The sequence below is a fragment of the Streptacidiphilus sp. MAP12-20 genome (genome assembly GCF_041262525.1).
In the GTDB taxonomy this organism is placed as follows: Bacteria; Actinomycetota; Actinomycetes; order Streptomycetales; family Streptomycetaceae; genus Streptacidiphilus.
In genome coordinates this window covers 37,078-56,763 of the sequence record NZ_JBGCCK010000010.1, presented here as the reverse complement: position 1 = coordinate 56,763, position 19,686 = coordinate 37,078, and the positions used below count along the sequence as shown (strand labels likewise).

Annotated in this window: 23 protein-coding genes and 1 riboswitch; of the genes, 6 read left to right on the top strand and 17 right to left on the bottom strand. The window is 70.7% G+C overall.

What is annotated here, in order from left to right; all coding sequences use genetic code 11:
• Nucleotides 1–4 precede the first annotated feature (4 nt).
• From ABIA32_RS15540 to ABIA32_RS15515, 6 genes are all read right to left on the bottom strand, one after another.
• Entirely contained in the window at nucleotides 5–1,228 is a 1,224-nt protein-coding gene (locus tag ABIA32_RS15540) for an LLM class flavin-dependent oxidoreductase (protein WP_370095277.1), read from the bottom strand.
• A 145-nt stretch (nucleotides 1,229–1,373) separates the two neighbouring features.
• On the bottom strand, nucleotides 1,374–1,544 hold the full coding sequence (locus ABIA32_RS15535; protein ID WP_370095275.1) for a hypothetical protein: 171 nt from the start codon (nucleotides 1,542–1,544) through the stop codon (nucleotides 1,374–1,376).
• A gap of 39 nt (nucleotides 1,545–1,583) precedes the next feature.
• Nucleotides 1,584–1,697, bottom strand: a riboswitch (SAM riboswitch).
• Between the two features lie 182 nt (nucleotides 1,698–1,879).
• Nucleotides 1,880–2,185 (bottom strand): hypothetical protein, encoded by a 306-nt coding sequence (locus tag ABIA32_RS15530; RefSeq protein ID WP_370095273.1) that lies wholly within the window; start codon nucleotides 2,183–2,185, stop codon nucleotides 1,880–1,882.
• Nucleotides 2,186–2,230: 45 nt separating this feature from the next.
• Entirely contained in the window at nucleotides 2,231–2,644 is a 414-nt protein-coding gene (locus ABIA32_RS15525) for a hypothetical protein (RefSeq protein ID WP_370095271.1), read from the bottom strand.
• Between the two features lie 55 nt (nucleotides 2,645–2,699).
• On the bottom strand, nucleotides 2,700–4,223 hold the full coding sequence (locus tag ABIA32_RS15520) for an APC family permease (protein WP_370095269.1): 1,524 nt from the start codon (nucleotides 4,221–4,223) through the stop codon (nucleotides 2,700–2,702).
• A 150-nt stretch (nucleotides 4,224–4,373) separates the two neighbouring features.
• On the bottom strand, nucleotides 4,374–5,309 hold the full coding sequence (locus tag ABIA32_RS15515) for a LysR family transcriptional regulator (protein WP_370095267.1): 936 nt from the start codon (nucleotides 5,307–5,309) through the stop codon (nucleotides 4,374–4,376).
• Nucleotides 5,310–5,442: 133 nt separating this feature from the next.
• Between ABIA32_RS15515 and ABIA32_RS15510 the strand changes: the two genes are divergently transcribed.
• Entirely contained in the window at nucleotides 5,443–6,711 is a 1,269-nt protein-coding gene (locus ABIA32_RS15510) for an MFS transporter (RefSeq protein ID WP_370095265.1), read from the top strand.
• Nucleotides 6,712–6,838: 127 nt separating this feature from the next.
• Here ABIA32_RS15510 and ABIA32_RS15505 read toward each other — a convergent pair whose 3' ends face one another.
• A complete protein-coding gene (locus tag ABIA32_RS15505) occupies nucleotides 6,839–7,492 on the bottom strand; it encodes a maleylpyruvate isomerase family mycothiol-dependent enzyme (protein ID WP_370095264.1) in 654 nt (217 codons plus the stop codon).
• An 83-nt stretch (nucleotides 7,493–7,575) separates the two neighbouring features.
• Nucleotides 7,576–7,935 (bottom strand): VOC family protein, encoded by a 360-nt coding sequence (locus tag ABIA32_RS15500; RefSeq protein WP_370095262.1) that lies wholly within the window; start codon nucleotides 7,933–7,935, stop codon nucleotides 7,576–7,578.
• Nucleotides 7,936–8,010: 75 nt separating this feature from the next.
• Here ABIA32_RS15500 and ABIA32_RS15495 point away from each other — a divergent pair, with 75 nt between their 5' ends.
• Nucleotides 8,011–9,069 carry a sigma-70 family RNA polymerase sigma factor gene (locus tag ABIA32_RS15495; RefSeq protein WP_370095260.1) on the top strand — a complete coding sequence of 353 codons (1,059 nt, stop codon included), beginning with the start codon at nucleotides 8,011–8,013 and terminating at the stop codon, nucleotides 9,067–9,069.
• A gap of 171 nt (nucleotides 9,070–9,240) precedes the next feature.
• The gene (locus tag ABIA32_RS15490) at nucleotides 9,241–10,074 is read left to right on the top strand and encodes a PIG-L family deacetylase (RefSeq protein ID WP_370095258.1); all 834 of its coding nucleotides are present in this window, start codon (nucleotides 9,241–9,243) and stop codon (nucleotides 10,072–10,074) included.
• 154 nt (nucleotides 10,075–10,228) lie between these two features.
• Here ABIA32_RS15490 and ABIA32_RS15485 read toward each other — a convergent pair whose 3' ends face one another.
• The 5 genes from ABIA32_RS15485 to ABIA32_RS15465 all read right to left on the bottom strand — a co-directional run bounded on the left by ABIA32_RS15485 (nucleotide 10,229) and on the right by ABIA32_RS15465 (nucleotide 14,722).
• Nucleotides 10,229–11,050 carry an SAM-dependent methyltransferase gene (locus ABIA32_RS15485; RefSeq protein WP_370095256.1) on the bottom strand — a complete coding sequence of 274 codons (822 nt, stop codon included), beginning with the start codon at nucleotides 11,048–11,050 and terminating at the stop codon, nucleotides 10,229–10,231.
• A 315-nt stretch (nucleotides 11,051–11,365) separates the two neighbouring features.
• A complete protein-coding gene (locus ABIA32_RS15480) occupies nucleotides 11,366–12,238 on the bottom strand; it encodes an ABC transporter permease (RefSeq protein WP_370095254.1) in 873 nt (290 codons plus the stop codon).
• Nucleotides 12,239–12,240: 2 nt separating this feature from the next.
• Nucleotides 12,241–13,209 carry an ATP-binding cassette domain-containing protein gene (locus ABIA32_RS15475; protein ID WP_370095704.1) on the bottom strand — a complete coding sequence of 323 codons (969 nt, stop codon included), beginning with the start codon at nucleotides 13,207–13,209 and terminating at the stop codon, nucleotides 12,241–12,243.
• A 5-nt stretch (nucleotides 13,210–13,214) separates the two neighbouring features.
• A complete protein-coding gene (locus tag ABIA32_RS15470) occupies nucleotides 13,215–14,108 on the bottom strand; it encodes a DUF4097 domain-containing protein (RefSeq protein WP_370095252.1) in 894 nt (297 codons plus the stop codon).
• Between the two features lie 86 nt (nucleotides 14,109–14,194).
• Nucleotides 14,195–14,722 (bottom strand): hypothetical protein, encoded by a 528-nt coding sequence (locus ABIA32_RS15465; protein WP_370095250.1) that lies wholly within the window; start codon nucleotides 14,720–14,722, stop codon nucleotides 14,195–14,197.
• A 193-nt stretch (nucleotides 14,723–14,915) separates the two neighbouring features.
• On the opposite strand from ABIA32_RS15465, the gene ABIA32_RS15460 reads away from it, so the two are divergent.
• A complete protein-coding gene (locus ABIA32_RS15460; protein WP_370095248.1) occupies nucleotides 14,916–15,353 on the top strand; it encodes an SRPBCC family protein in 438 nt (145 codons plus the stop codon).
• Entirely contained in the window at nucleotides 15,350–15,796 is a 447-nt protein-coding gene (locus tag ABIA32_RS15455) for a MarR family winged helix-turn-helix transcriptional regulator (RefSeq protein ID WP_370095246.1), read from the top strand. The genes ABIA32_RS15460 and ABIA32_RS15455 overlap by 4 nt, the downstream gene beginning before the upstream one ends.
• 22 nt (nucleotides 15,797–15,818) lie before the next feature.
• On the opposite strand, the gene ABIA32_RS15450 is transcribed toward ABIA32_RS15455, so the two are convergent.
• Nucleotides 15,819–16,172 carry a VOC family protein gene (locus tag ABIA32_RS15450; protein ID WP_370095244.1) on the bottom strand — a complete coding sequence of 118 codons (354 nt, stop codon included), beginning with the start codon at nucleotides 16,170–16,172 and terminating at the stop codon, nucleotides 15,819–15,821.
• A gap of 65 nt (nucleotides 16,173–16,237) precedes the next feature.
• On the opposite strand from ABIA32_RS15450, the gene ABIA32_RS15445 reads away from it, so the two are divergent.
• Nucleotides 16,238–17,032 carry a trans-aconitate 2-methyltransferase gene (locus ABIA32_RS15445; protein ID WP_370095242.1) on the top strand — a complete coding sequence of 265 codons (795 nt, stop codon included), beginning with the start codon at nucleotides 16,238–16,240 and terminating at the stop codon, nucleotides 17,030–17,032.
• Between the two features lie 36 nt (nucleotides 17,033–17,068).
• On the opposite strand, the gene ABIA32_RS15440 is transcribed toward ABIA32_RS15445, so the two are convergent.
• From ABIA32_RS15440 to ABIA32_RS15430, 3 genes are read right to left on the bottom strand one after another with little or no spacing between them, the layout of a single operon-like run.
• Nucleotides 17,069–17,899, bottom strand: a complete 831-nt coding sequence (locus tag ABIA32_RS15440) for an ABC transporter permease (RefSeq protein ID WP_370095240.1) — start codon at nucleotides 17,897–17,899, stop codon at nucleotides 17,069–17,071.
• Nucleotides 17,896–18,693 carry an ABC transporter permease gene (locus ABIA32_RS15435; RefSeq protein ID WP_370095238.1) on the bottom strand — a complete coding sequence of 266 codons (798 nt, stop codon included), beginning with the start codon at nucleotides 18,691–18,693 and terminating at the stop codon, nucleotides 17,896–17,898. The genes ABIA32_RS15440 and ABIA32_RS15435 overlap by 4 nt, the downstream gene beginning before the upstream one ends.
• Complete coding sequence (locus tag ABIA32_RS15430) at nucleotides 18,690–19,667, bottom strand: ATP-binding cassette domain-containing protein (protein ID WP_370095236.1); 978 nt, start codon at nucleotides 19,665–19,667, stop codon at nucleotides 18,690–18,692. The genes ABIA32_RS15435 and ABIA32_RS15430 overlap by 4 nt, the downstream gene beginning before the upstream one ends.
• Between the last annotated feature and the right edge of the window lie 19 nt (nucleotides 19,668–19,686).

Genomic DNA, 19,686 nt, shown 5'->3' with positions numbered 1-19,686 from the left:
CGGCTCAGGCGCGGGCGCTGACGGCGCTGGTGGCGTAGCGGTTGGCGGGGCGCGGCAGGCCGAGCAGTCCGCGTAGGGTCGGTGCCTCGTAGGCGGTGCGGAAGATCCCTCGGCGCTGGAGCTCGGGCACCAGGCGGCGGGTGATCTGCTCCAGGTCGTAGGGGAGAGCGCCGGGACGAAGCCGGAAGCCGGTGAGTCCGGCCCGCTGCCACTCCTGGAGGAGATCGGCGAGTTCGGCCGGCGTTCCGGTGAAGATCCGGGCGTCGCTGGTGTAAGCGGCGCCGGCCCGCTGGTCCAGGCGGGCCTTGCAGTCCGCGGCGGCGCCGGGGTCGTCGTCGAGGAAGACCACCAGGTCGCCGAAGACGTGCACGGTCTCGCCCGCGCGGCCGGCGGCCGCCTGCGCGTCGCGGATCTGGGCGACGATGGACCGGGCGTCCTCGGCATCGCGCGGGGTGACGAAGCCGAGATCGGCCGACCGGCCGACCAGGCGGTAGGGCTCGCCCCGGTGCGCCAACGCGGCGACCACGGGCTGGCCCTGCGGTGGGCGCGGCGTGATGGAGGGTCCCCGCACGCTGAACCTGGTGCCCTCGAAGTCGATGTAGTGCAGCTTGGCGCGGTCGACGAACCGGCCGGTGGCGACGTCGCGGATCTCCGCGTCGTCCTCCCAGCTGTCCCAGAGCCGGCGCAGGACCTCGACGTAGTCCTCGGCCTCGGAGAACAGATCCCGGAGCAGTTCGCGCCCTGCCTCCGAGTCGAGGTCCTCGACGCGTAGTTGCGGCGCCGGGCGGCGTCCGACGTGCGCGGCTTCGTCGGCGCGTCCGGACACCTTGACCCGGATCCCGGCGCGACCGGTGCTCACGTAGTCGAGGGTGGCGATCGCCTTGGAGAGGTGGAATGGCTCGGTGTGGGTGACGACTGCGGTCGGGAGCAGCCCGATGCTCCGGGTCAGTGGCGCGATACGGGCGGCGATCAGCACCGCGTCCAGCCGGCCGCGCACCTGGTCGGTTCGCTGGTCCGGCCCGGTGGGGTGGGTGGACTGGAGGCTCAGTGAGTCCTCGATCGTCACCAGGTCCAGCAGGCCGTGCTCGGCCTCGGTGACCAGGTCGGCCCAGTACCGGGCGGTGAACAGGGCCTCTGGTCGGGCGTCGTGCTCGCGCCAGGCGGCGGGATGCCAGCCGGCGCCGTCGAGTGCGACGGCCAGGTGCAGGGCTGCACGGGTTTCAGGCATGGGAACCACCTCGTGATCGGATGGATGTCTGCTCGGAGGGGTGCGCTGACTCTGTGCGGCACGCGGCACGCCGAACGGGCCACACCATCGGCAACGGGGGCGCCGGGCCGGGGCTGGAGGGGGACGAACGGAGTGGCGACGCGGGTCAGGCGGCGGCGTGCGGCGCGGCGACGTGCCGCACGAGGGCGTACTCGGACGCCGGACACAGCGCGGTGGTGACGCGCTGCAGATCGATGTGGAGCCGCGCGAAGGTGGTGGTGACGCGGCATCGGGCCTTGACGGTGACGACGGCAGACAGCATGCGGGCCTGTCGCACTGTCGTCACCTCCGTCCCGATCGGTTCCGCACCGCTTCGAGCTCGCGCTTGCGGGCGCCGTTCTCGGCTCCGCCGGGTCCTCACCTGGAGCACCCCACCGCGTGGGAGGGTTGCCGTTCAGCAAGCCAGGGCTTGACGCTGACACTCATGACCTGGCTGAACCGTAACCCGACGGCGGCGCTCGACACAATCCCGTTGAAAGAACAACGATCACGGTGAAGGCGTTCGCAGCCGATCAGGACTGGCGGGCGTAACGGGCCGCAATATGACTGCAATCGAAGGAGGTTGATCGCCCCGGTGATGGCGGCTTCCGGCCACTTTCGCGGGAGCCGCGCCTACTGGCGCTTGAGCCTGAGCGCGAGGCTGGGGACGAAGAACGACAAGAGAAAGATCGGCAGGATGCTCTTTCCGGTGCATCGGAAGGCGACGGTCTCGCCGTCAACAGCATCAAAGGTCGTGGTTCGGCTGGAGTTTCGGCCGCTGCGGACTCGCAGCGTGTGACGTCCAGGTTCGATGGGCGACTCGAACGTCTCGTTCATTTCGACTGACCCGACGCGCTCCCCATCGAGCACGACGTCGTACGCGGCGCGGCGGACCTCCGCCCCGATCGCTTTGTGGGTCAGCGTCAGCGTCGCAGACATTGTTGATCTCCCTCTCAGGCCGCCGGAGACGTGTCGACGTCACGCTCAGGTCGCGTCGCGGGTGGCCGACGGCGTCAGTGTCTGCTCGTCGCGGGTCTCCGCGGTGAAGGCGTCGCGGCGGGCGAGGGTCACGGCCAGAGGCAGGCCCAGCCGCTCAGCCGCGCGCCGCCGGACGCGCACCTGCGCCTTGGTCCGGGGCCGGAACGACGGGAGCCGCGAGCAGCCGCAGCCCGGGCGGTGATCGTAGATCAGCCCCTCCGCGAGCACGGTCGCAACGACGGACCACGCCTTCGCATCGCGTCGCCGAGGCGCGGCGAAGTCGTAGCCGGCGAAGACGAGCTGCCCACGACAGCCGGGACAGACGCGCTTCCGGATCGGCCAGGTGCTGGCCTTGAAGGCGAGCCGGCATGCGACGCACACGTAGTGCCGGAAGGCGCCGTTGAACGCGTGGTAGCACATGCTCCGACAGGTTACGCGAGTGGCGCCCGCCCGCCCGCTCATTGGCCCCAGGCCGTCAGCCGGGTGGCGCAGCGGCCTCCCCGCGCAGGCCTTCGGCCTCCGTCAGGCGCTGGCCCACACGGCGGGCGGTGCCCGGGGCGGCGCACGCCACGACCACGGCGGCCGCCAGCCAGCCGCCCGCGACGATCGGGAACCAGTGTCCCGGGCCCGACGCCGGATAGGGGATGACGTTTCGGTAGACGGTGTAGCCGAGCAGGCCCAGCGCCCCGATGGGGATGACGATCTGCCACATGGGCACGGGCATGCGGCGTTGGACGAAGATCAGTCGGATCGCGCCCAGCGTCGTCAGCACGTAGGCGACCAGCAGGATCAGCGTGCCGATGGTGCCGCCCCAGACGAAGGTGTCCTCCGGCACCGCGGAGAAGGCCACCACGCAGATCCCCAGCACCAGGGCCATCGCCAGCGAGACCGCCGTCGCCGCCCAGGCCGGTGCGCCGGAGCGGGAGACCCGGCCCAGTCCCCGGTCGCCCAGGCTGTCGCGGCTCAGCGCGAAGAGGAGTCGGGCCGAGCCGACCGTGCAGGCCAGGCAGCAGCCGAAGGCGCTGACCGTCGCCCCCAGCGTGACCGCGTCGCCCACCCATGGGCTCAGATACGCCCCGCCGAGGTCGCCGATCAGCGAGGAGGAGTTGCCGAAGGCCGTCACCCCGGACGTGTTCGCGCCGAAGCCCATCATCTCGATCCCCGTCACGACGACGAAGAACACGCCTCCGAAGAGCGTGGTGCCGAGGATGGCTCGAGGGATGTCGCGGCGCGGCTCGTTCGCCTCCTCGCCCAGGGTTGAGGCGGCCTCGAAACCGGCGAAGGAGAGGAAGCCGAAGACCACGCCCAGGAAGAGCGCGGACGGCGCGGTGCCCGGCGGCACGCTGAAAACGGACATCGTGAACCGGTGCCCGGCCGGCGCGTTGCCGACCACCAGCCGGACCAGCACGACGGCGCTGACGGCGAGGATCAGCGCCACGGTCGCGCCCTCGACGGTCAGGAGCACGTTCGTGCCGCGGCGGACCGAAGCGACCGTCAGCCACCAGGCCAGGACGAGAACACAGCCGGTGAGGATGAACGGCGCGTCCACGGGCGGATGCGGCCACACGCCGGTCCGCTGAAGGAAGGAGGTGCCGAAGATGCCGACGACGGAGGAGGTGGTGACGCCGTAGAAGAGATAGGTGCCGATCAGCCCCCAGCCCGCCACGACTCCGCAGCGCGGGCCCAGCGTGGCCCCGACGAAGGCGTAGACGGAGCCGGAGTGGTGGAAGTACTGGCACAGCCGGACGAAGACGTAGGCCACCAGCAGCACTCCGACGGTGGCGATCAGGAAGGCGAGCGGGACTGCGCGGCCTACGCTCGGCGCGGCCGCCTGCGGGTTGATGTTGACCGCCATGCTGGGCGCCATCAGCGCCATGGACAGGCCGACCGCCTGCCAGACGTTGAGGCTCCTGCGCAGGCGCGGTTCCTCGGGCGCGGCCTCGGCCGCGGCGACGGATGAGCCGGATCTCGAGTGGGGACGTGCACTTGAGTCGGACATGGCTTCGAGTGTGACTCCCGCTCGGTTCGGGCGTAAGACCTCCGACGCGGGGCGACCTCCAGCTCCCGCCTCGTTCACGGCGCGCGCCTACGGCCACGAACCACGGTGCTTTGTCTCATCCACGCCGGCGGAATCGGTCGGCGGCGGCGTTCAGCGCGGAATCACCCAGCTCGGCGCCCAGGTCCCGGCGGCGTCGTGGCCGGCCGCCGTGGCGGCGAGGTGGGCGCGGAGGGTGGCCAGCGCCGGGTGGGGGTTGTCGCGGTGCCAGAGGAGCGAGTGCGGGTAGACGGGCGTCGGGTCGGTCACCGGGATGCGGCGCAGGCCGTGGTCGGCGGGCCAGACGAGGCGCGTGTGCTCGCCCATGAACGTGGCCAGGGCGGGGGTGTCCGCAATGGTGTCGAGGAGCGCGTCGGAGCCGAAGTTGGGGCCGGTCGCCTCGATGGTGAGGCCGAACTCGGCGACGAGGTCGTCGTAGTAGGCGGCCCACTCGGTGCCGGGGACGATGCCGGGCATCCAGATCCGGTGCCCGGCGAGCTGAGCGACGGTCACCGACCGGGAGCCCGCCAGCGCGTGGGCGGGACCGGTCAGGAGCTGGAGCGACTCGTCGAGCACCCGGACCGACTCGATGTCCTCGGGAAGGGGCCGGCCGGGCACGGCGACGGCGCGGAAGGACGCGTCGATCGCGCCGGACCGGATGGCGGCGACGGCCGTCTCGACGTCGAACAGCATCACCACGTCGAGCTCGATCTCGAGGTGCGCGCGGTGGAAGCCGCGCATCAGGCCCGATTGCGCGGTGCGCGAGGCGATCACGTCGACGCGCAGCGGACGACGGCCGGTGCGCACGGACGCGACCGCGCGCTCGGCGACGCGCAGCAACTCGCGCGCGTGGGGCAGGAACGCCTGCCCGTCGATGGTGAGCTCGGCGCCGCGCGCGGTGCGGGTGAACAGCCGCACGCCGAGGTTGCGCTCCAGCGTGGCGATGCGCTTTGAGACAGCCTGCTGGGTGACCGCGAGCTCGGCGGCGGCCTCCTGGAACTGCCCCGTGTCGGCGGCGGCGACGAAGGTCCGGACAGTGTCGAGGTCCATGGCGCTACCCTATGGGAACAACCATTGGTTGTGGCTGCCGACCCTTCGGTTGTTTGATCCCCGGGTACGGTGCTCGCTTAGATGCTGCTGATCGCGGATCGGTTGTGCGGGCGAGTGGCGAGGGGCGTCGGGCATGAGCAGCGAGCACCGGCTGGGACATCGGCTGGGGCGGCGGTTCGGGTGGCTCTGGGGAGCGTACGGGACCAGCGCGCTGGGCACGTGGCTCGCGTTCGGCGCGTTCCCGCTGATCGCCATCCGGGTGCTGCACGCCGGACCCGCCGAGGTCGCCGCGCTCTCCTCCGTCGGGGCCGCGGTAGGCGCGGCCGTGGCGGTGCCGCTGGGCCCGTGGGTGGAGTTCCGCCGCAAGCGGCCGGTGCTCATCGCGATGGACCTGGTGCGGTTCGCGGCGCTGCTGACCATCCCCGCCGCGTTCGCGCTCGGCCGGCTCACCTTCCTTCAGCTCCTGCTGGTCTCGGTCGTCGTCGCGGCGGCCGACATCACCTTCCGCGCCGCCTCCGGCGCGTACCTCAAGACGCTGCTGCCGACCGAGCACCTGCTCGTCGCCAACTCCCGATTCGAGTCCACGGCCTGGACGACCACGATCATCGGACCGCCACTGGGCGGCGCGGCCATCGGGCTCCTCGGTCCGGTGGCGACAGTGGTGGCCGACGCAGTCAGCTACCTGCTCTCGGCCCTGGGCATCCGCGCGACGGGCGGGCACGAGCCGCCGCCCGAACGCCGGGAGGCCGCGCGCATGCGGGCCGGGGACCTGCTGGACGGTTGGCGGTACATCCTCGCCGACGCGACGCTGCGTCCGCTGTTCTTCAACACCGCCGTGTTCAACGGTCTGGTGATGGCCGCCGAGCCGCTGCTGGCCGTCCTGATGCTCGGCCGGCTCGGGTTCGCACCCTGGCAGTACGGCCTTGTCTTCGCCGCGCCCTCGATCGGCGGGCTGCTCGGCTCTCGGCTGGCCCGACCGCTCGCTACCCGCTTCGGGCAGCACCAGGTTCTGGTCGTGACCGGGACGCTGCGCGCGCTCTGGCCCATCGGCCTGGCCTTCGTGGGGCCGGGCACCGGCGGGCTGCTGCTGGTGATGGGCGTCGAGCTCGGTCTCATCTTCTGCTGCGGGGTCTTCAACCCCGTGTACGCCACCTACCGCCTCGAGCGCACCGCGACCGACCGGGTCACCCGCACGCTGTCCGCCTGGGCGGTGACGACCAAGGCCTCGACCTCGCTCCTGACGGCCGTCTGGGGCGTGCTGGGCAGCCTGCTCGGCCCGCGTACGGCCATCGGCCTGGCGGGCGCGCTCCTGCTGGCGACCCCGCTGCTGCTACCCCGCCGCGCGGCACCGCTTCGCTCCGAGCCGGAGCCGGAGGCGATGCCGGCATCGAACCGCGCCTGACGGGCCGCCCCGGGCCCGGCGCGATCCCGTTGCTCGTTGGGCGATTCGCGCAATTCCGCCCTCGCGAGGTCCGCTGATCGTCCGTCCGGCCAGGCTGAACGCGGCGCCTTGCGCCGGCTCACGGGGACTAGCAGCGGTCCCGCAGGGTCGTGACACCATCGCCATGGAGTTCGTCGCAGTAGGTAACGCGTCCCGCCATCGTCATGGTCAGCGCCAGGGTGGTGCCGGACACGAGCGGTCCGGAGCCGGCGGTGAAAGGGCCGTCGGTCGCGACGAGTCGGAGGCCACTGATCCGTCGTTTGCTGAGAACCGGTAGGTCGGAGCCCTGGTAGTACTCGGCCACCCGCGTGACCGTTTCGATCGGGTAGTCGTGGCGGAGGCCCAGCGGACGCCGAATGTCCTCCGCGTGCACGACCGTTTCGCCGAGCATCGCCACGGTCCGCAGGGGTTTGGTCGTGCTCGTGACGACTCGGCGGAACCGCTCCAGTGTCTCAGCCGGGGTCGCGCCCAACTGCTCGGCCAGCCGCATGGCCACCTGCTTGTCGAAGTCGAACCGACAGCGGATCACGCCCGCCATCCACCGCACGGGATTGAGGCTCGCCCCGGCCGTGAGGTGTGCCAGTACCTCGCGCACGGTCAATCCGGTGCACAGCGACGGCGTGGTCCACTGCTCGTCGGCCAGGCCCCCGAGATCGGCCACAAGGGCCGCTCGCTCGGCGTGGACGAGCGGCCAGAGGTCGGCCGAAGGGTGGAGGTCCGTCTTCGGTTCTGATTCGGTCATGTCGGCCGGTCTCCCTGTCGTGGGTGATGACTCTCGCTGCCGCGTGAGCAGCGGGGGCGCGGGTGCGCGGGTGTTCGTGGCCGTCAGCGGCTGAGGAGTCCGATGAGGTTGCCGTCGGGGTCGGCGAAGACGGCGATCCGGCTGACGGGAGTCTCCGTCGGCTCCATGACACGGGTTCCGCCGAGTGCCTCCGCGCGAACGAGGGTGCTGTCGACGTCGTCGACTCGGAAATAGACGACGATACCGGTGAACGGGCTGTCGGGACCGCTCTGGCCGATCCCGCCCGTCGGCCGGCCGTCCGTGTCGCCGACGAGCGCGTAGGTCTCGTCGAGAACGTTGACCGGCCAGCCGAACATCTCCTGGTAGAAGCGTCGTGAGCGTGCGGCGTCGGGAGTGGAGATGTCGAACCACGCGGGCGCAGGGTGGTGTCCGGTCGGCGTCATGAGGATTCCTCCGTGTCAGGGGATCGTCGTGCTGGTCACGGGTGGGACTCCAGCCATGAGGCAGAATCGTCGCTCGTGGAGGATTTTGCTTCCGGACGGTCGCCGGTCACGGCAACCGGAGACGCCGACGAAGCCGACCTGGCGCGGGCGCGCGCTGGGGACGACGCGGCGTTCAGCCGCCTCGTGGAGCCGCTGCGCCGGGAGCTGCACGCCCACTGCTACCGCATGCTCGGCTCGACCCACGACGCCGACGACGCCCTGCAGGACGCCTTGCTGCGGGCGTGGCGGGGGATGGCGCGCTTCGAGGGACGGAGCACGCTGCGCACGTGGCTGTACACGGTGGCTACCCGCACGTGCCTTGACGTCGCCCAAGCCCGTGGCAAGCGGGCCCTGCCCGTCGACCTCGGCCCGTCCAGTGAGCGCGCCGTGCTCGACGGCAACGCCCCGCTGGCCGACGTCGCCTGGCTGGGCCCCTACCCCGATGCCGGCCTCACCGACAGCCCGGCCGACCCGGGCGCGCGTTACGAGCAGCGTGAGGCAGTCGAGCTCGCCTTCGTCGCCGCTCTGCAGCACCTGCCGGGCAACCAGCGGGCGGCGCTGCTGCTGTTCGAGGTCCTCGGCTTCTCGGCGGGCGAGATCGCCACCATCATGGACACCTCGACCACGTCGGTGAACTCCGCGCTGGCGCGAGCCCGCAAGATCGTCGCGGAGAGGGTTCCCTCCCGCAGCCAGCAACGGACGCTGCGCCAGGTCGGGGACGCCCGGGTGCGGGAGATCGTCACCCGGTACGCCACCGCCCTGCAACGCGGTGACGCCGACGTCCTGGTCTCGCTGCTCACCGAGGACGTCACCTGGTCGATGCCGCCGCTGCCGCACTGGTACCACGGCATCGAGGCAGTCACCGACTTCGCCGTCCAGGTCCCCATGACCCGTTGCCCGAGCTGGCGCTACCTCGTGACCAGCGCGAACGGCCAGCCGACAGTGGCGTTCTACGTCGGCATCGACAGCGCCGGCCCGCACGTCGCCTGGTCGATCACCGTACTGACCCTGCGCGGCGAGCACATCACCGAGCTCACCTCGTTCCTCAGCCCCGACCACTTCGCGCCCTTCGGGCTACCCGCCTCGCTGCCCTGACGCATCGGTTGGAGCGTTTTCGCAGGTCAGACCTGCGGTATAGGGTTGCAGCGCACGATCACGCCGGAGCCGCTGTCCGAGCTGGCCGGCTGACGCTTCGGTTGGTCACCCAGGGATGGTGCCTGTCTGCCTACGATGCGATCCGAAGCAATTTCGCACTGGAGGACGTTTATGACCGACTGGCCCTTGACGCTGATGGCAGTGCACGCCCACCCCGACGACGAGGCGACCGGCACAGGGGGTGTCCTCGCGCGGTACGCGGCGGAGGGCATTCGCACGGTCCTCGTCACGTGTACCGACGGCGGTTGCGGTGACGGACCAGGGGGAGTCAAGCCGGGTGAGCCCGGGCACGATCGGGTGGCCGTCGCCGCGATGCGGCGTCAAGAACTCAAGGCGAGCTGCGACGTCCTGAAGGTCAGCCATCTGGAGATGTTGGACTACGCCGACTCCGGGATGATGGGCTGGCCGGACAACGATGCCCCCGGGTCCTTCTGGCAGACGCCCGTGGAAGAGGCCGCTGCGCGCCTCGCCGAACTCATCCGGCGCTACCAGCCCGATGTGGTCGTGACTTACGACGAGAACGGATTCTACGGCCACCCCGATCACATCCAGGCAAACCGCATCACGATGGCGGCGCTGGCGATGACCGCGATGACGCCGAAGGTGTACTGGACGACGGCGCCGCGCTCGATGATGCAGCGGTTCGGGGAGGTCATGCGCGAGTTCGGCGCGGACTGGGAGGAGCCGGATCCGGCCGGGGCCGCCGAGATGCCCGAGATCGGTCTCCCCGACGAGGAGATCACCACCTGGGTGGACACCACCGAGTTCGGCGGTCAGAAGTTCGACGCGCTGGCTGCGCACGCCAGCCAGGGCGAGAACATCTTCTTCCTCAAGATGGGCAAGGAGAAGTTCACCGAGCTGATGGGCGTGGAGACCTTCGTCCGGGTCCAGGACGACACCGGCGCGGCCGTGCCCGAGAACGACCTCTTCGCCGGACTGCGCTGATCCCAGCAGCCCCCGGGCCGCTGGCGGGTCTGGAATGGCACTGACGGTCTGATCATGCGCGGGCGTGGGCTCGGTGCAGGCGGCCGCGCCCCGCCCGCTGCCCGTACCGTGCACGGAGGCCCGTGGCCGTCCGGCCGATCACAGTCCAGCGTGACTACGGTTTGCGGGCGAGTCCGGCGTAGGCCATGACCTCGTGGTCCGCCGGGGCCGGGCCTTCGGCCGGATCGGGGTGCCATCGGTTGATCAACACCACGCCGGGTTCGTCCAGTTCCAGCCCGGTGAAGAACCGCTCCACCTGGGCCCTGGTCCGCAGGTGGTTCTCGATGCCGGCCTCGCGGTAACGCCGGGAGGCGATGGCCGCCCGCTCGGGCGCCGAGTCGCCCGTTCCGGCGGTCAGCGCGAGGAAGCTGCCGGAGGGCAGGGCATCGAGCAGCCGGCCGACCAGCGGGCGCACGGCCGCGTCGGAGAGGAAGTGCACGACGTTGATCAGCGTCAGCGCCACCGGCCTGCTGAGATCCAAGGTGTCGTCCCGCTTCACGTCGGCGAGGATCAGCTCGGGCTCGCGCAGATCGCCGTCGATGTACGCGGTTCGGCCCTCGGGTGTGCTGGTGAGCAGGGCGCGCGCGTGGGCGAGCACGATCGGGTCGTTGTCCGCGTAGACGATCCGACAGGCGGGGTCGACGCCCTGGACGATCTCGTGCAGGTTGGGCGTGGTGGGGATCCCGGTGCCGATGTCGAGGAACTGCCGGATGCCATGCTCTCCGGCCAGGCGCCGAACCATCCGGTGCATGACGGCGCGGGCCGCGCGGGCGGAGGCGCGAGAGCCGGGCCATTCTGCGATGATCTTGTCACCGGCGTCACGGTCAGCGGCGAAGTTGGTCTTGCCGCCCAGCATGTAGTCGTAGACCCGTGCCGAGTGCGCACGGTCGGTGCGCAGGTCCGCCGTCGGTATCGGGTCGTGCTGGGACGGCCTCATCCACGAGGCAGTCTCGGAACGCTCCACTCTTCAACCTCCGTATCCTATGTCGAGCTCACTGAACCACACGGAGTGGTGGTGCGTCAGCCCGCGCCCGTCGGCCGGTGGTCCTTGACGACGTGCAGCGGCGTGATGCCGCCGCTGGCGCGACCCGCCGGTAGCCGTCCGGCCGCCTCGATCAGAACCGCACCGCGACCGCAGCCCAGGTCCAGCAGCCGCTCGTCACCCTTGAGGCCGATTCTTGGGCATACGCGCAGACGACAGCTGGGCCCTCATGATCCGAGGACCCTGCTGTTCTGTTCTTCTGTTCTTCGCTCAGATCGGCTTGGGCTCCCGCTCGTACAGCCGCCGCGACCACGCGTACGACAGCACCGCGACCCCGACGCACCAGGCGATCGTGATGACCAGGTTGTCGCCGATCTTCGTACCGGTCAGCAGTCCGCGCAGCGTCTCGTTCACCGGGGTGAACGGCTCGTACTCGGCGAACCAGCGCATCCCCGTCGGCAGCGAGCTGGTCGGGACGAACCCGCTGCCGAGGAACGGCAGGAGGATCAGGAACATCGGCGAGTTGCTCGCGGTCTCCACGCTCTTGGCCGACAGTCCCAGGCCGACGCACAGCCACGTCACGGCGAAGGTCAGCAGCAGGACCACGCCGAAGGCGGCCAACCACTCGGCTGGGTTCGCGTGCGGCCGGAAGCCGACGGCCACCGCGGCGCCGGTGACGACCACGACGCCGATCATCGTCTGGATGGTCGCGCCCACCACGTGCCCGGTCAGCACCGACGACCGGGCGACGGCCATGGTCCGGAAGCGGGCGATGATGCCCTCGGTCATGTCCTGCGCGACGGCGATCGCCGTGCCCTGCGCTGCGGCGGCCACCGCCATCAGGATGATCGCCGGGGCGACGTAGTTGGCGTACGCGGTGCGGCCGCCGTGCAGGCCGGCCGGCATCCCGCTGCCGAGCCCCGACCCGAGCGTCCCGCCGAAGACGTAGACGAACAGGAGCAGGAAGACTATCGGCATCAGGGTGATCATCAGGGTCAGGGACGGATAGCGCTGCATGTGCCGCAGGTTGCGGCGCAGCATGATCCGCGCGTGGACGAGGGCGTGGGAACGGCCGTCGGCGGCGCCGAGGCCCGCGTCGGGGCCCGCGGCGTGGCCCGCGTCGTCCATCGTCATGGTGCTCATCGTCAGGCTCCCTTCCTGCCGGTGAGGGCGAAGAAGACGTCGTCGAGATCGGGGGTGTGCACGGTGAGCGACTCGACCTCGAACGAGGCCTCGTTCAGCTGCTGAAGCAGCGTCCACAGGGTGCTGACGCGGCCGTCGCCGGCGAGCTGGAGCGTGAGCGCGTCGTCGTCGCGGCCGGTCGGGGCGAGCACCGCCGCGGCGGCGTCGAGGTCGGCGCGGTCGGCGAAGGCCAGCTCGATGTGTCCGCCGGGGATGCGCGCCTTGAGCTCGGCGGGCGTCCCCTCGGCGACGATCCGGCCGCCGTCCAGCACCGCGACGCGGTGGGCGAGTTGGTCGGCCTCGTCCAGGTACTGGGTCGTGAGCAGGATGGTCGTCCCCTCGGCGACCAGCCCGCGGATGATGTCCCACATCGTGCGCCGGCTGCGCGGGTCCAGGCCCGTGGTCGGCTCGTCGAGGAAGATCACCTTCGGGTTGCCGACCAGGGTCATCGCCAGGTCGAGCTTGCGCTTCATGCCGCCGGAGTAGGTCGACGCCGGCTTGTCCCCGGCCTCGGTCAGCTCGAACCGCTCCAGCAGATCCTCGGCCCGGCGGCGTCCGACGCGTTTGGGCAGCAGGTGCAGATCGGCCATCAGCATCAGGTTCTCGCGGCCGGTGAGGTATCCGTCGACGGCGGAGAACTGGCCGGTGACGCCGATCGCACGCCGGACCGCCTGCGGGTTCCTGGTCGGGTCCTGGCCGGCGATGCGGATCTCGCCTGCATCGGCCTGGAGGTAGGTGGTCAGCAGGTGGACGGCGGTGGTCTTGCCGGCCCCGTTCGGGCCGAGCAGGGCCAGGATGGTTCCCTGCTGGACGGTCAGGTCGATGCCGTCGAGCACGGTCTTCTCGCCGAAGGACTTGCGCAGGCCGCGGGCCGAAATCGCGGCGACGGCGGTGGTCACGCCGGTGGTCGCCCCGCTGGTGGTGGTTGCCACGGTGTTCACGCCTCCTGGTCGAGGCGCGGGGCGCGACGGATGGTGACGTCGCCGAGTTTGGTGCCGGCGCGGACCTCGACCTTGTCGACGGGCTCACCGGCCTCGGGGGCGTCGGAGGAGGAGAGCTCGTTGTAGACGCGGCCGAGACTGGTGTTCAGCTCCAGCCAGGCGGCGCTGCCCTCGCGGACGCCGACCTCGACGCCGCCGTTCTTGGTCGTGGCGGACACCTTGCCGCGCACGACCTCGCCGATCCGTACCTCGCCGTTGGAGCTGGCCGCGGTGATGTCGGACAGCGCGCGCTCGACGGACACCGATCCGTTGGAGGCCTTGATGTTCGCGGGACCGGTGACGACGCCGACCCGCACCTTCCCGTTGCCCGTGGAGACATCGGCGGTGCCGTCCACGGCGCCGATACGAATGTCGCTGGAGCCGCTGTGCACGTCGGCGGAGCCGCTGACACCCTCGACGGTGATCGCGCCGACGCCGCCGCGGAGGCTCAGCGGCCCGGTCTCGGCGAGCCGGACGGCGCCCAAGTCGGTCTTGAGCTGGACGGTGCCGAGCACGCCGTCGGACTGGAAGTCGCCGATCCCGGCTTCGCCGCGGACATCGGAGTCGGTGGGCAGCGCGATGACGACGTCGATCGACTCGGGGCGCTTGCTGCTGAAGTTGACGAACCGGTTGAGGGGCTTCCTCGAGACGATGCTCAGCGTCCGGGCCGAGTGGTCGTACTCGACGCGGGTGTTCTCGGCGGCCTTGGTATCGGCGGCCTTGTTCGGGTCGCTGGGCAGGACCTCGACGATCGTGTCGGTGCGGTCGGAGACGGAGAAGCGGACGTCGGCGACGTAGAGGTCGAGGATGACGGCGATCGGGGACGGGGTGTTGAAGTTCGAGAGGGACATCTCGGGTTCCTTCGCTCAGGACGGCCTTGGCCGGTGGGTTCTGCGTCGGTCGTGCAGTGGTGCCGGGCTGTGATGTTGTTCGGGGATCAGCGGGCCCAGCCGCTGTAGCTCTCTCCGACGATCCGGCCGGGTTTCTGCGCGGGGGCAGGCCGCGCGGCCAGCCGGCCCTCGTTGGCGAGCCCGGCTGCGGCGGATCGGACGATCCAGGCGTTGACGGAGAGCCCGGCGCCGGCGGCGGCGTCCTCGATCAGGGCCTTGAGGTTGGCGGGCAGCCGCAGGTTGATCCGGACCATGGCGGCGTCGTCGCCTTCGGCGAAGGGCAGCCGCACCGAGGCGGTGGCGGCCGGGGCCTCGTCGGCGACTGCAGCGGCGGGGGGTGGCGTCACGACGAACGCAGCCGTCCCGCCCCGCAGCCGGACATCGACCGAGCCGGGCGCGAGTTCGGCGGAGATCTCCTCGGCGGCGTCGGAGAGCGCGTCCAGCAGGGTGAGTCGCACCGCGGCGTCGAGCGGGGGGAGGAGCCGGTCGGCGAGCGCTCGGGCGTCCTCGCCGCCGACCTCGGCCGCGGTCGTCAGTTCGCGGCGGAGGTTTTCGACGTACTGGGTGAGTTCCATGGCTCAAAGATGGCACCACTTTGGCACCAGTACAAGCCCATTTGGCTCAGCGCGGCGTATTGGCAGGTCACCAGTGGTGCCATGAGTGCGAGAGCATGGCACCACGTGGCACCCAGATGATTTCCCTTGACTGTCGTCGCGACAACTAATACTGTAGTCACGACAACGAAAAGCTTCCGAAGGAGGCACGGCCATGCACCACGACGTGCGAGTGGAAACCACGGCCGAAGCAGACGCCGCGATGGTCTGGCGCGTCTGGTCGGACTTCGACCGCTTCCCGGAGTGGGACCCGCGCGAGGAGGAGTCGAAGCTCGACGGCCCGTTCACGGTCGGAACGCAGGGCTGGAGCAAGCAGAGGGGCTACGGCCGCAACCGCATCACGCTGACGGCGGTCGAGGAAGGCAGGCGCTGGCAGGCGACGACGCCGCTGCCGGGCGGCACGCTGGTGATCGACCACGCACTGACGGACCTGGGAAACGGCCGAGTCCGCCTGACCAAGAACTACACGGCCACCGGCCCGCTCGCGATCGCGTTCCGCCTCTACTACGCCCGCCGCATCCGCCGCGAAGTCCTGCCGTCCTTCGAGGCGTTGGCGGCGGAGGCGAACCGCCTGGCAGAGTCGTCGCCATGATCGACTATCGCGGCCCGCATGCCAGCCCGGGCTACTGGCTGCACCACGCGGCCCTCGTCTGGCGCCAAGCCTGCGAAGCGGGCCTCGGAGAGGCGACCTACCCGCAGTTCAACGTCCTGTCGGCGGTCAGCCTGCTGGCGGGCACGGACGGCACGGCGCCGACGCAGCAGCAGGTTGCGGACTTCGCCCGGATGGACCGGATGATGACCTCGAAGCTGGTCCGCACCCTGGAAGAACGTGGCCTGCTCACCCGAGCAGCCGACCCGGAGGACGCCCGCCGCCAGCGCCTGGCGCTCACGGCGGAGGGCAAGGAGGTCCTCCGCACCTGCATCGCCGCCGCGCGCCGGGCCGACGAAGAAGTCTTCGGCACCGGCCCGGACGTCGAACCGCTCCGTGAGCGCCTGCGCGCCGTCGCCGAACGGAGGCCGCCCGGCCAAAGCTGACGTCGCGCACGTGAAGGCGCGGTCAGGCGGGCTGCCACAGCTCGACGCGATTGCCTTCAGGATCGGTGACCCAGCCGAAGCGACCGACACCCTCCATGTCCTGCGTCTCTCCAGCCACGTCCGCTTCCTGCTCGCGCAATTGCGCGAGCATCGCATCCAGGTCGCGGACCCGGAAGTTGAGCATGGTCTGCTGGGCGCGGGACCCGAAGTAGTCGGTCCCGGACTCGAACGTCGCGAACACCGTCAGCCCGGTTTCCTGACGCCACAGGCCGTACTCATCGGCGTCCAGGCCCAGGCAATCGCGATACCACGCGCCCAGGGCCGCCGGGTCGGCGGCCCGCAGGAAGTAACCACCGATTCCCAGCACACGTTCCATGCCGCCATCCTGCCAGGACGGAAAGCCGAAGCGCCGTCTGCGCCGCTCGTGTCACGATGCTCGGCATGTCTGCTCGTGCACTGAGTTTCGGCGCAATCGCGGAAGCCTACGAACGGTTCCGGCCGGGGTACCCCAAAGAGCTCTTCGACCTGGTGATGACGTATGCGGGCCGGCCGGTTCGGACTGCGCTGGAAATCGGTGCAGGGACCGGCAAGGCAACCCGCCTGTTCGCCGAGCACGGGGTGATGGTCACGGCGACGGAGCCCGACGCGGCCATGCTCACCGAGCTGCGCAAGTCGGTGCCTGCCGACGTGAGAACCGTCCGGGCCGCGTTCGAGGACCTGCGGCCCGGTGAAACGTACGGGCTGGTCTATGCGGCAGCAGCCCTGCACTGGACCCGCCCGGAGGGTCGGTGGTCGAGCGTGGCTGCCCTATTGGAACCAGAGGGGGTGTTCGCCTCGTTCGGCGGTCCGGTTCAGCTGGCGGACCCGGCTGTTGAGGAAGCTGTGTGTGCGGCACGGGCGCCATTTCTGGAAAGCGATGAGTTTCCCTCTCCCGACGGGACCGCTCCGGATGAGCAGATGCAGTGGCCGGGCACGGAGCTGCAACGGTCTCCGCTGTTCTGCGACGTTCGGCAGGCCGTGGTCGAGCGGCGCTTGACCATGGGCGCGTCGCACTACATCGGTCACCTGTCGACTGTCTCGGCGTATCTCCAACTGCCTCAGTCCAGGCAACGTCAGGCGTATGACGCGATCGCGCAGGTCCTTCCCGAGAGGGTCGAGATCGCCGCTGACATCACCGTTCATCTCGCGCGTCGCCGGTCCGTTTCGCCGACCAGGGCTACGCGCCCCCGTCTGTGATCCGGGAGCGTGTAGCCCGAGTGGGGTACTGCCTCGCTACCACCCCCGTCGCCGGTACGACCGAAGGCCGACGCGCCACGCCCAGCCCCCGACTCCGAGCCACGCGACTGCGACGACCGGCGCCACCAGCGTCAGCGCCGGACCGTACGGCACGGACTGCGCCTTCCCCAGCACCTTCGCCACTGGATAGAACGCCACGAACGCCACCGGCACCACGAACGTGAACGCCGCCCGCAGCACCGCGGGAAAGACGTTCAGCGGGTAGTTGCCGAAGGTACCGATCACCGTGTCCAGCCAGGAGAACAGCGCTTCGCTGCCGGGGCGGCGCAGCACGATGCCCGCCGCGCACAGCGCGAGCGCGAGCTCGAGGACGGCCCCGCTCACCACCGCGAGGACGAGGAAGCAGACCCGTGCGATCGTCCAGTCCCACCGCAGCATCGAAAGGCAGACCCCGAGCGACGTCGCCGCCACCGCCAGATCTCCCACCGCGTTGAGCGGAAACCGGCTGGTGCACACCTGGAGGAATACCGGCGCCGGACGGACCAGGAAGCTGTCGAACCGCCCCTGCCGGATCAGGTACGGAATCTCCCTCAGATTCGTGAAGCCGAGAACGAACAGGGAGTGCGCGAGCAGCCGGACGCTGCTCACCAGCAGCACCTGCCCGACCGTCCAGCCGGCCAGCGCGGGAAAGCGGGTGAACACGACGGTCGCGAAGAGCAGCACCGTGATCTGGTACGTCACCCCGTTCACGATCGCCAGCGCGAAGTCCCCCTTGTTGGCCAGGCGCTCCCGCAGACCCGCCCGAGCGGCGACCCGCGCGACCCGGGCGATCCGCGCGGCGCGGCGCACCCGCGTGGCAACCGTCATCCGCCGAGCACCACCAGCCGACGTCCGGCGCGACGCCAGCCGAGGGCCGTGACCATCGCGAGCGCGAGACACCAGCCCGCCTGCCCGGCCAGCGCCGGCACCGCGTCAGCCAGCCGAATGCGCCCCGCGTACAGCGAGATCGGCGTCGACACCCCGGCCGCGAACGGCAAGCCGGCCGCCACGCCACCGAGCCATCCGGGGAAGAACCAGAGGGGTATCAGCGCCCCGGACAGCAGTGACTGCACGAACTCGTAGCAGCGGGTGACCCCGTCCGTAGAGACCGTCCAGAAGGCAGCAATGTCGATCAACACGGTCAGGCAGTACAACACCACCAGGCCGAGCCCGAAGCTGACCGCCGACACCGCGGCCACCGCCGCCGACGCCGGAGGCGCGACCAGCCCCAGGCCCAGCCCGAGCGCGAGCCCGCCGACCACCCAGGCCGAGGAGTACAGGGCCTCGCCCACCCCGTACCAGGCTCGGTAACGGCGCGCGCTCACCGGACGGAGGAACCAGTACGCGATCGAGCCGTCCAGGATCCGCGTCTTCACGGACTCCCCGGTCGCGCCGCGCATCGTGCGCGCGGTGGTGGCCAGGGCAGCCAGGGTGGAGTACGTGACGGCCTGTCGGACGTCCAGTCCGGCCACGCTCGCGGTGTGCGCGTACAACGCCCGCCACAGTTCGGCGTACAGGAGGACCTGGGTGGCGACGACGAATCCCGTCGTGGCCAGGCGGGTGCCGCGCATGCACTCGGCGAGCGGCGCGATCCGGGCCAGCCGGTGGACGCGCGTCGTCACGGGGCGCTGAGCAGACTGCGGTCGCCCGCGTAGATCGAGCGCAGGACGTCCTCAAGCCGGACGCCGTCGAAGTCGATGGCGCGCACCTCGTCGGCGGCGAGCAGTCGGGCCGCGAAGTCGGCCTGGCTCACGCCGGGTTCGAGCGCGTAGGTGGCTCGGGCGCCGTCGAGCTCCAGCAGCCGGGCGTCCGGTATCCGGCTCGGGGGGCCTTTGCCTGCGGCCAGCTCGACCACGACGGTTCGTCGGCGGGCGCCGATCCTGGTCAGGTCGGCGAGAGTCCCGTCGAAGAGCGTCTTCCCGTGGTCGATCAGGACGATCCGGGGGCAGAGCGCTTCGACGTCGGCCACGTCATGGGTGGTCAGGACGATGGCGTGGTCCCCGGTGCGGGCCAGGTCCGCGAGCATCGCCCGGACCTGGTCGTTCACCAGGATGTCCAGGCCGATGGTCGGCTCGTCGAGGAAGAGCACTCGGGGCCGGTGCAGCAGGGCGGCGGCCAGGTCGCAGCGCACCCGCTGGCCGAGCGAGAGGTGTCGCGCCTGCGTGTCCCAGAACCCGGACAGGCCGAGAACGTCGTCGAGTTCACGCATCCGCCCGGCATACGTCGTCGCGGGCAGACCGTGCATGTCCCGCAGGATCTCGAACGAGTCGCGGGCGCGCAGGTCCCACCAGAGCTGGGTGCGCTGGCCGAAGGTCACGCCGATATTGCGCGCGTTCCGCACCTGGTCCCGGTTCGGGTCCAGCCCGAGCACCCGTACCTGCCCCGCGTCCGGCACCATCAACCCGGTCATCACCCGGATCAGCGTCGACTTCCCTGCGCCGTTCCGGCCGAGCAGCCCGACGAACTCGCCGGAGTCGATCCCCAGGCTCACCCGGTCGAGGGCGACGGTCTCCGGCGGCGTCGCCCTCCAGCGCCGGATCAACGGCCCGCGTCCGCGGAAGCGCTTGCTCACCTCGCTCACGTCGATCGCGGTCATGCCGGGACCCTCCCCGCGC

Coding starts and splice junctions, on each gene's coding strand:
- ABIA32_RS15530 (WP_370095273.1), bottom strand. CDS start 2,185: ATGTCTGCGACGCTGACGCTGACCCACAAAGCGATCGGGGCGGAGGTC.
- ABIA32_RS15540 (WP_370095277.1), bottom strand. CDS start 1,228: ATGCCTGAAACCCGTGCAGCCCTGCACCTGGCCGTCGCACTCGACGGC.
- ABIA32_RS15515 (WP_370095267.1), bottom strand. CDS start 5,309: ATGGACCTCGACACTGTCCGGACCTTCGTCGCCGCCGCCGACACGGGG.
- ABIA32_RS15485 (WP_370095256.1), bottom strand. CDS start 11,050: ATGAGGCCGTCCCAGCACGACCCGATACCGACGGCGGACCTGCGCACC.
- ABIA32_RS15465 (WP_370095250.1), bottom strand. CDS start 14,722: ATGGAACTCACCCAGTACGTCGAAAACCTCCGCCGCGAACTGACGACC.
- ABIA32_RS15490 (WP_370095258.1), top strand. CDS start 9,241: ATGACCGACTGGCCCTTGACGCTGATGGCAGTGCACGCCCACCCCGAC.
- ABIA32_RS15455 (WP_370095246.1), top strand. CDS start 15,350: ATGATCGACTATCGCGGCCCGCATGCCAGCCCGGGCTACTGGCTGCAC.
- ABIA32_RS15450 (WP_370095244.1), bottom strand. CDS start 16,172: ATGGAACGTGTGCTGGGAATCGGTGGTTACTTCCTGCGGGCCGCCGAC.
- ABIA32_RS15500 (WP_370095262.1), bottom strand. CDS start 7,935: ATGACGCCGACCGGACACCACCCTGCGCCCGCGTGGTTCGACATCTCC.
- ABIA32_RS15470 (WP_370095252.1), bottom strand. CDS start 14,108: ATGTCCCTCTCGAACTTCAACACCCCGTCCCCGATCGCCGTCATCCTC.
- ABIA32_RS15430 (WP_370095236.1), bottom strand. CDS start 19,667: ATGACCGCGATCGACGTGAGCGAGGTGAGCAAGCGCTTCCGCGGACGC.
- ABIA32_RS15505 (WP_370095264.1), bottom strand. CDS start 7,492: ATGACCGAATCAGAACCGAAGACGGACCTCCACCCTTCGGCCGACCTC.
- ABIA32_RS15445 (WP_370095242.1), top strand. CDS start 16,238: ATGTCTGCTCGTGCACTGAGTTTCGGCGCAATCGCGGAAGCCTACGAA.
- ABIA32_RS15510 (WP_370095265.1), top strand. CDS start 5,443: ATGAGCAGCGAGCACCGGCTGGGACATCGGCTGGGGCGGCGGTTCGGG.
- ABIA32_RS15525 (WP_370095271.1), bottom strand. CDS start 2,644: ATGTGCTACCACGCGTTCAACGGCGCCTTCCGGCACTACGTGTGCGTC.
- ABIA32_RS15440 (WP_370095240.1), bottom strand. CDS start 17,899: ATGACGGTTGCCACGCGGGTGCGCCGCGCCGCGCGGATCGCCCGGGTC.
- ABIA32_RS15460 (WP_370095248.1), top strand. CDS start 14,916: ATGCACCACGACGTGCGAGTGGAAACCACGGCCGAAGCAGACGCCGCG.
- ABIA32_RS15520 (WP_370095269.1), bottom strand. CDS start 4,223: ATGTCCGACTCAAGTGCACGTCCCCACTCGAGATCCGGCTCATCCGTC.
- ABIA32_RS15480 (WP_370095254.1), bottom strand. CDS start 12,238: ATGAGCACCATGACGATGGACGACGCGGGCCACGCCGCGGGCCCCGAC.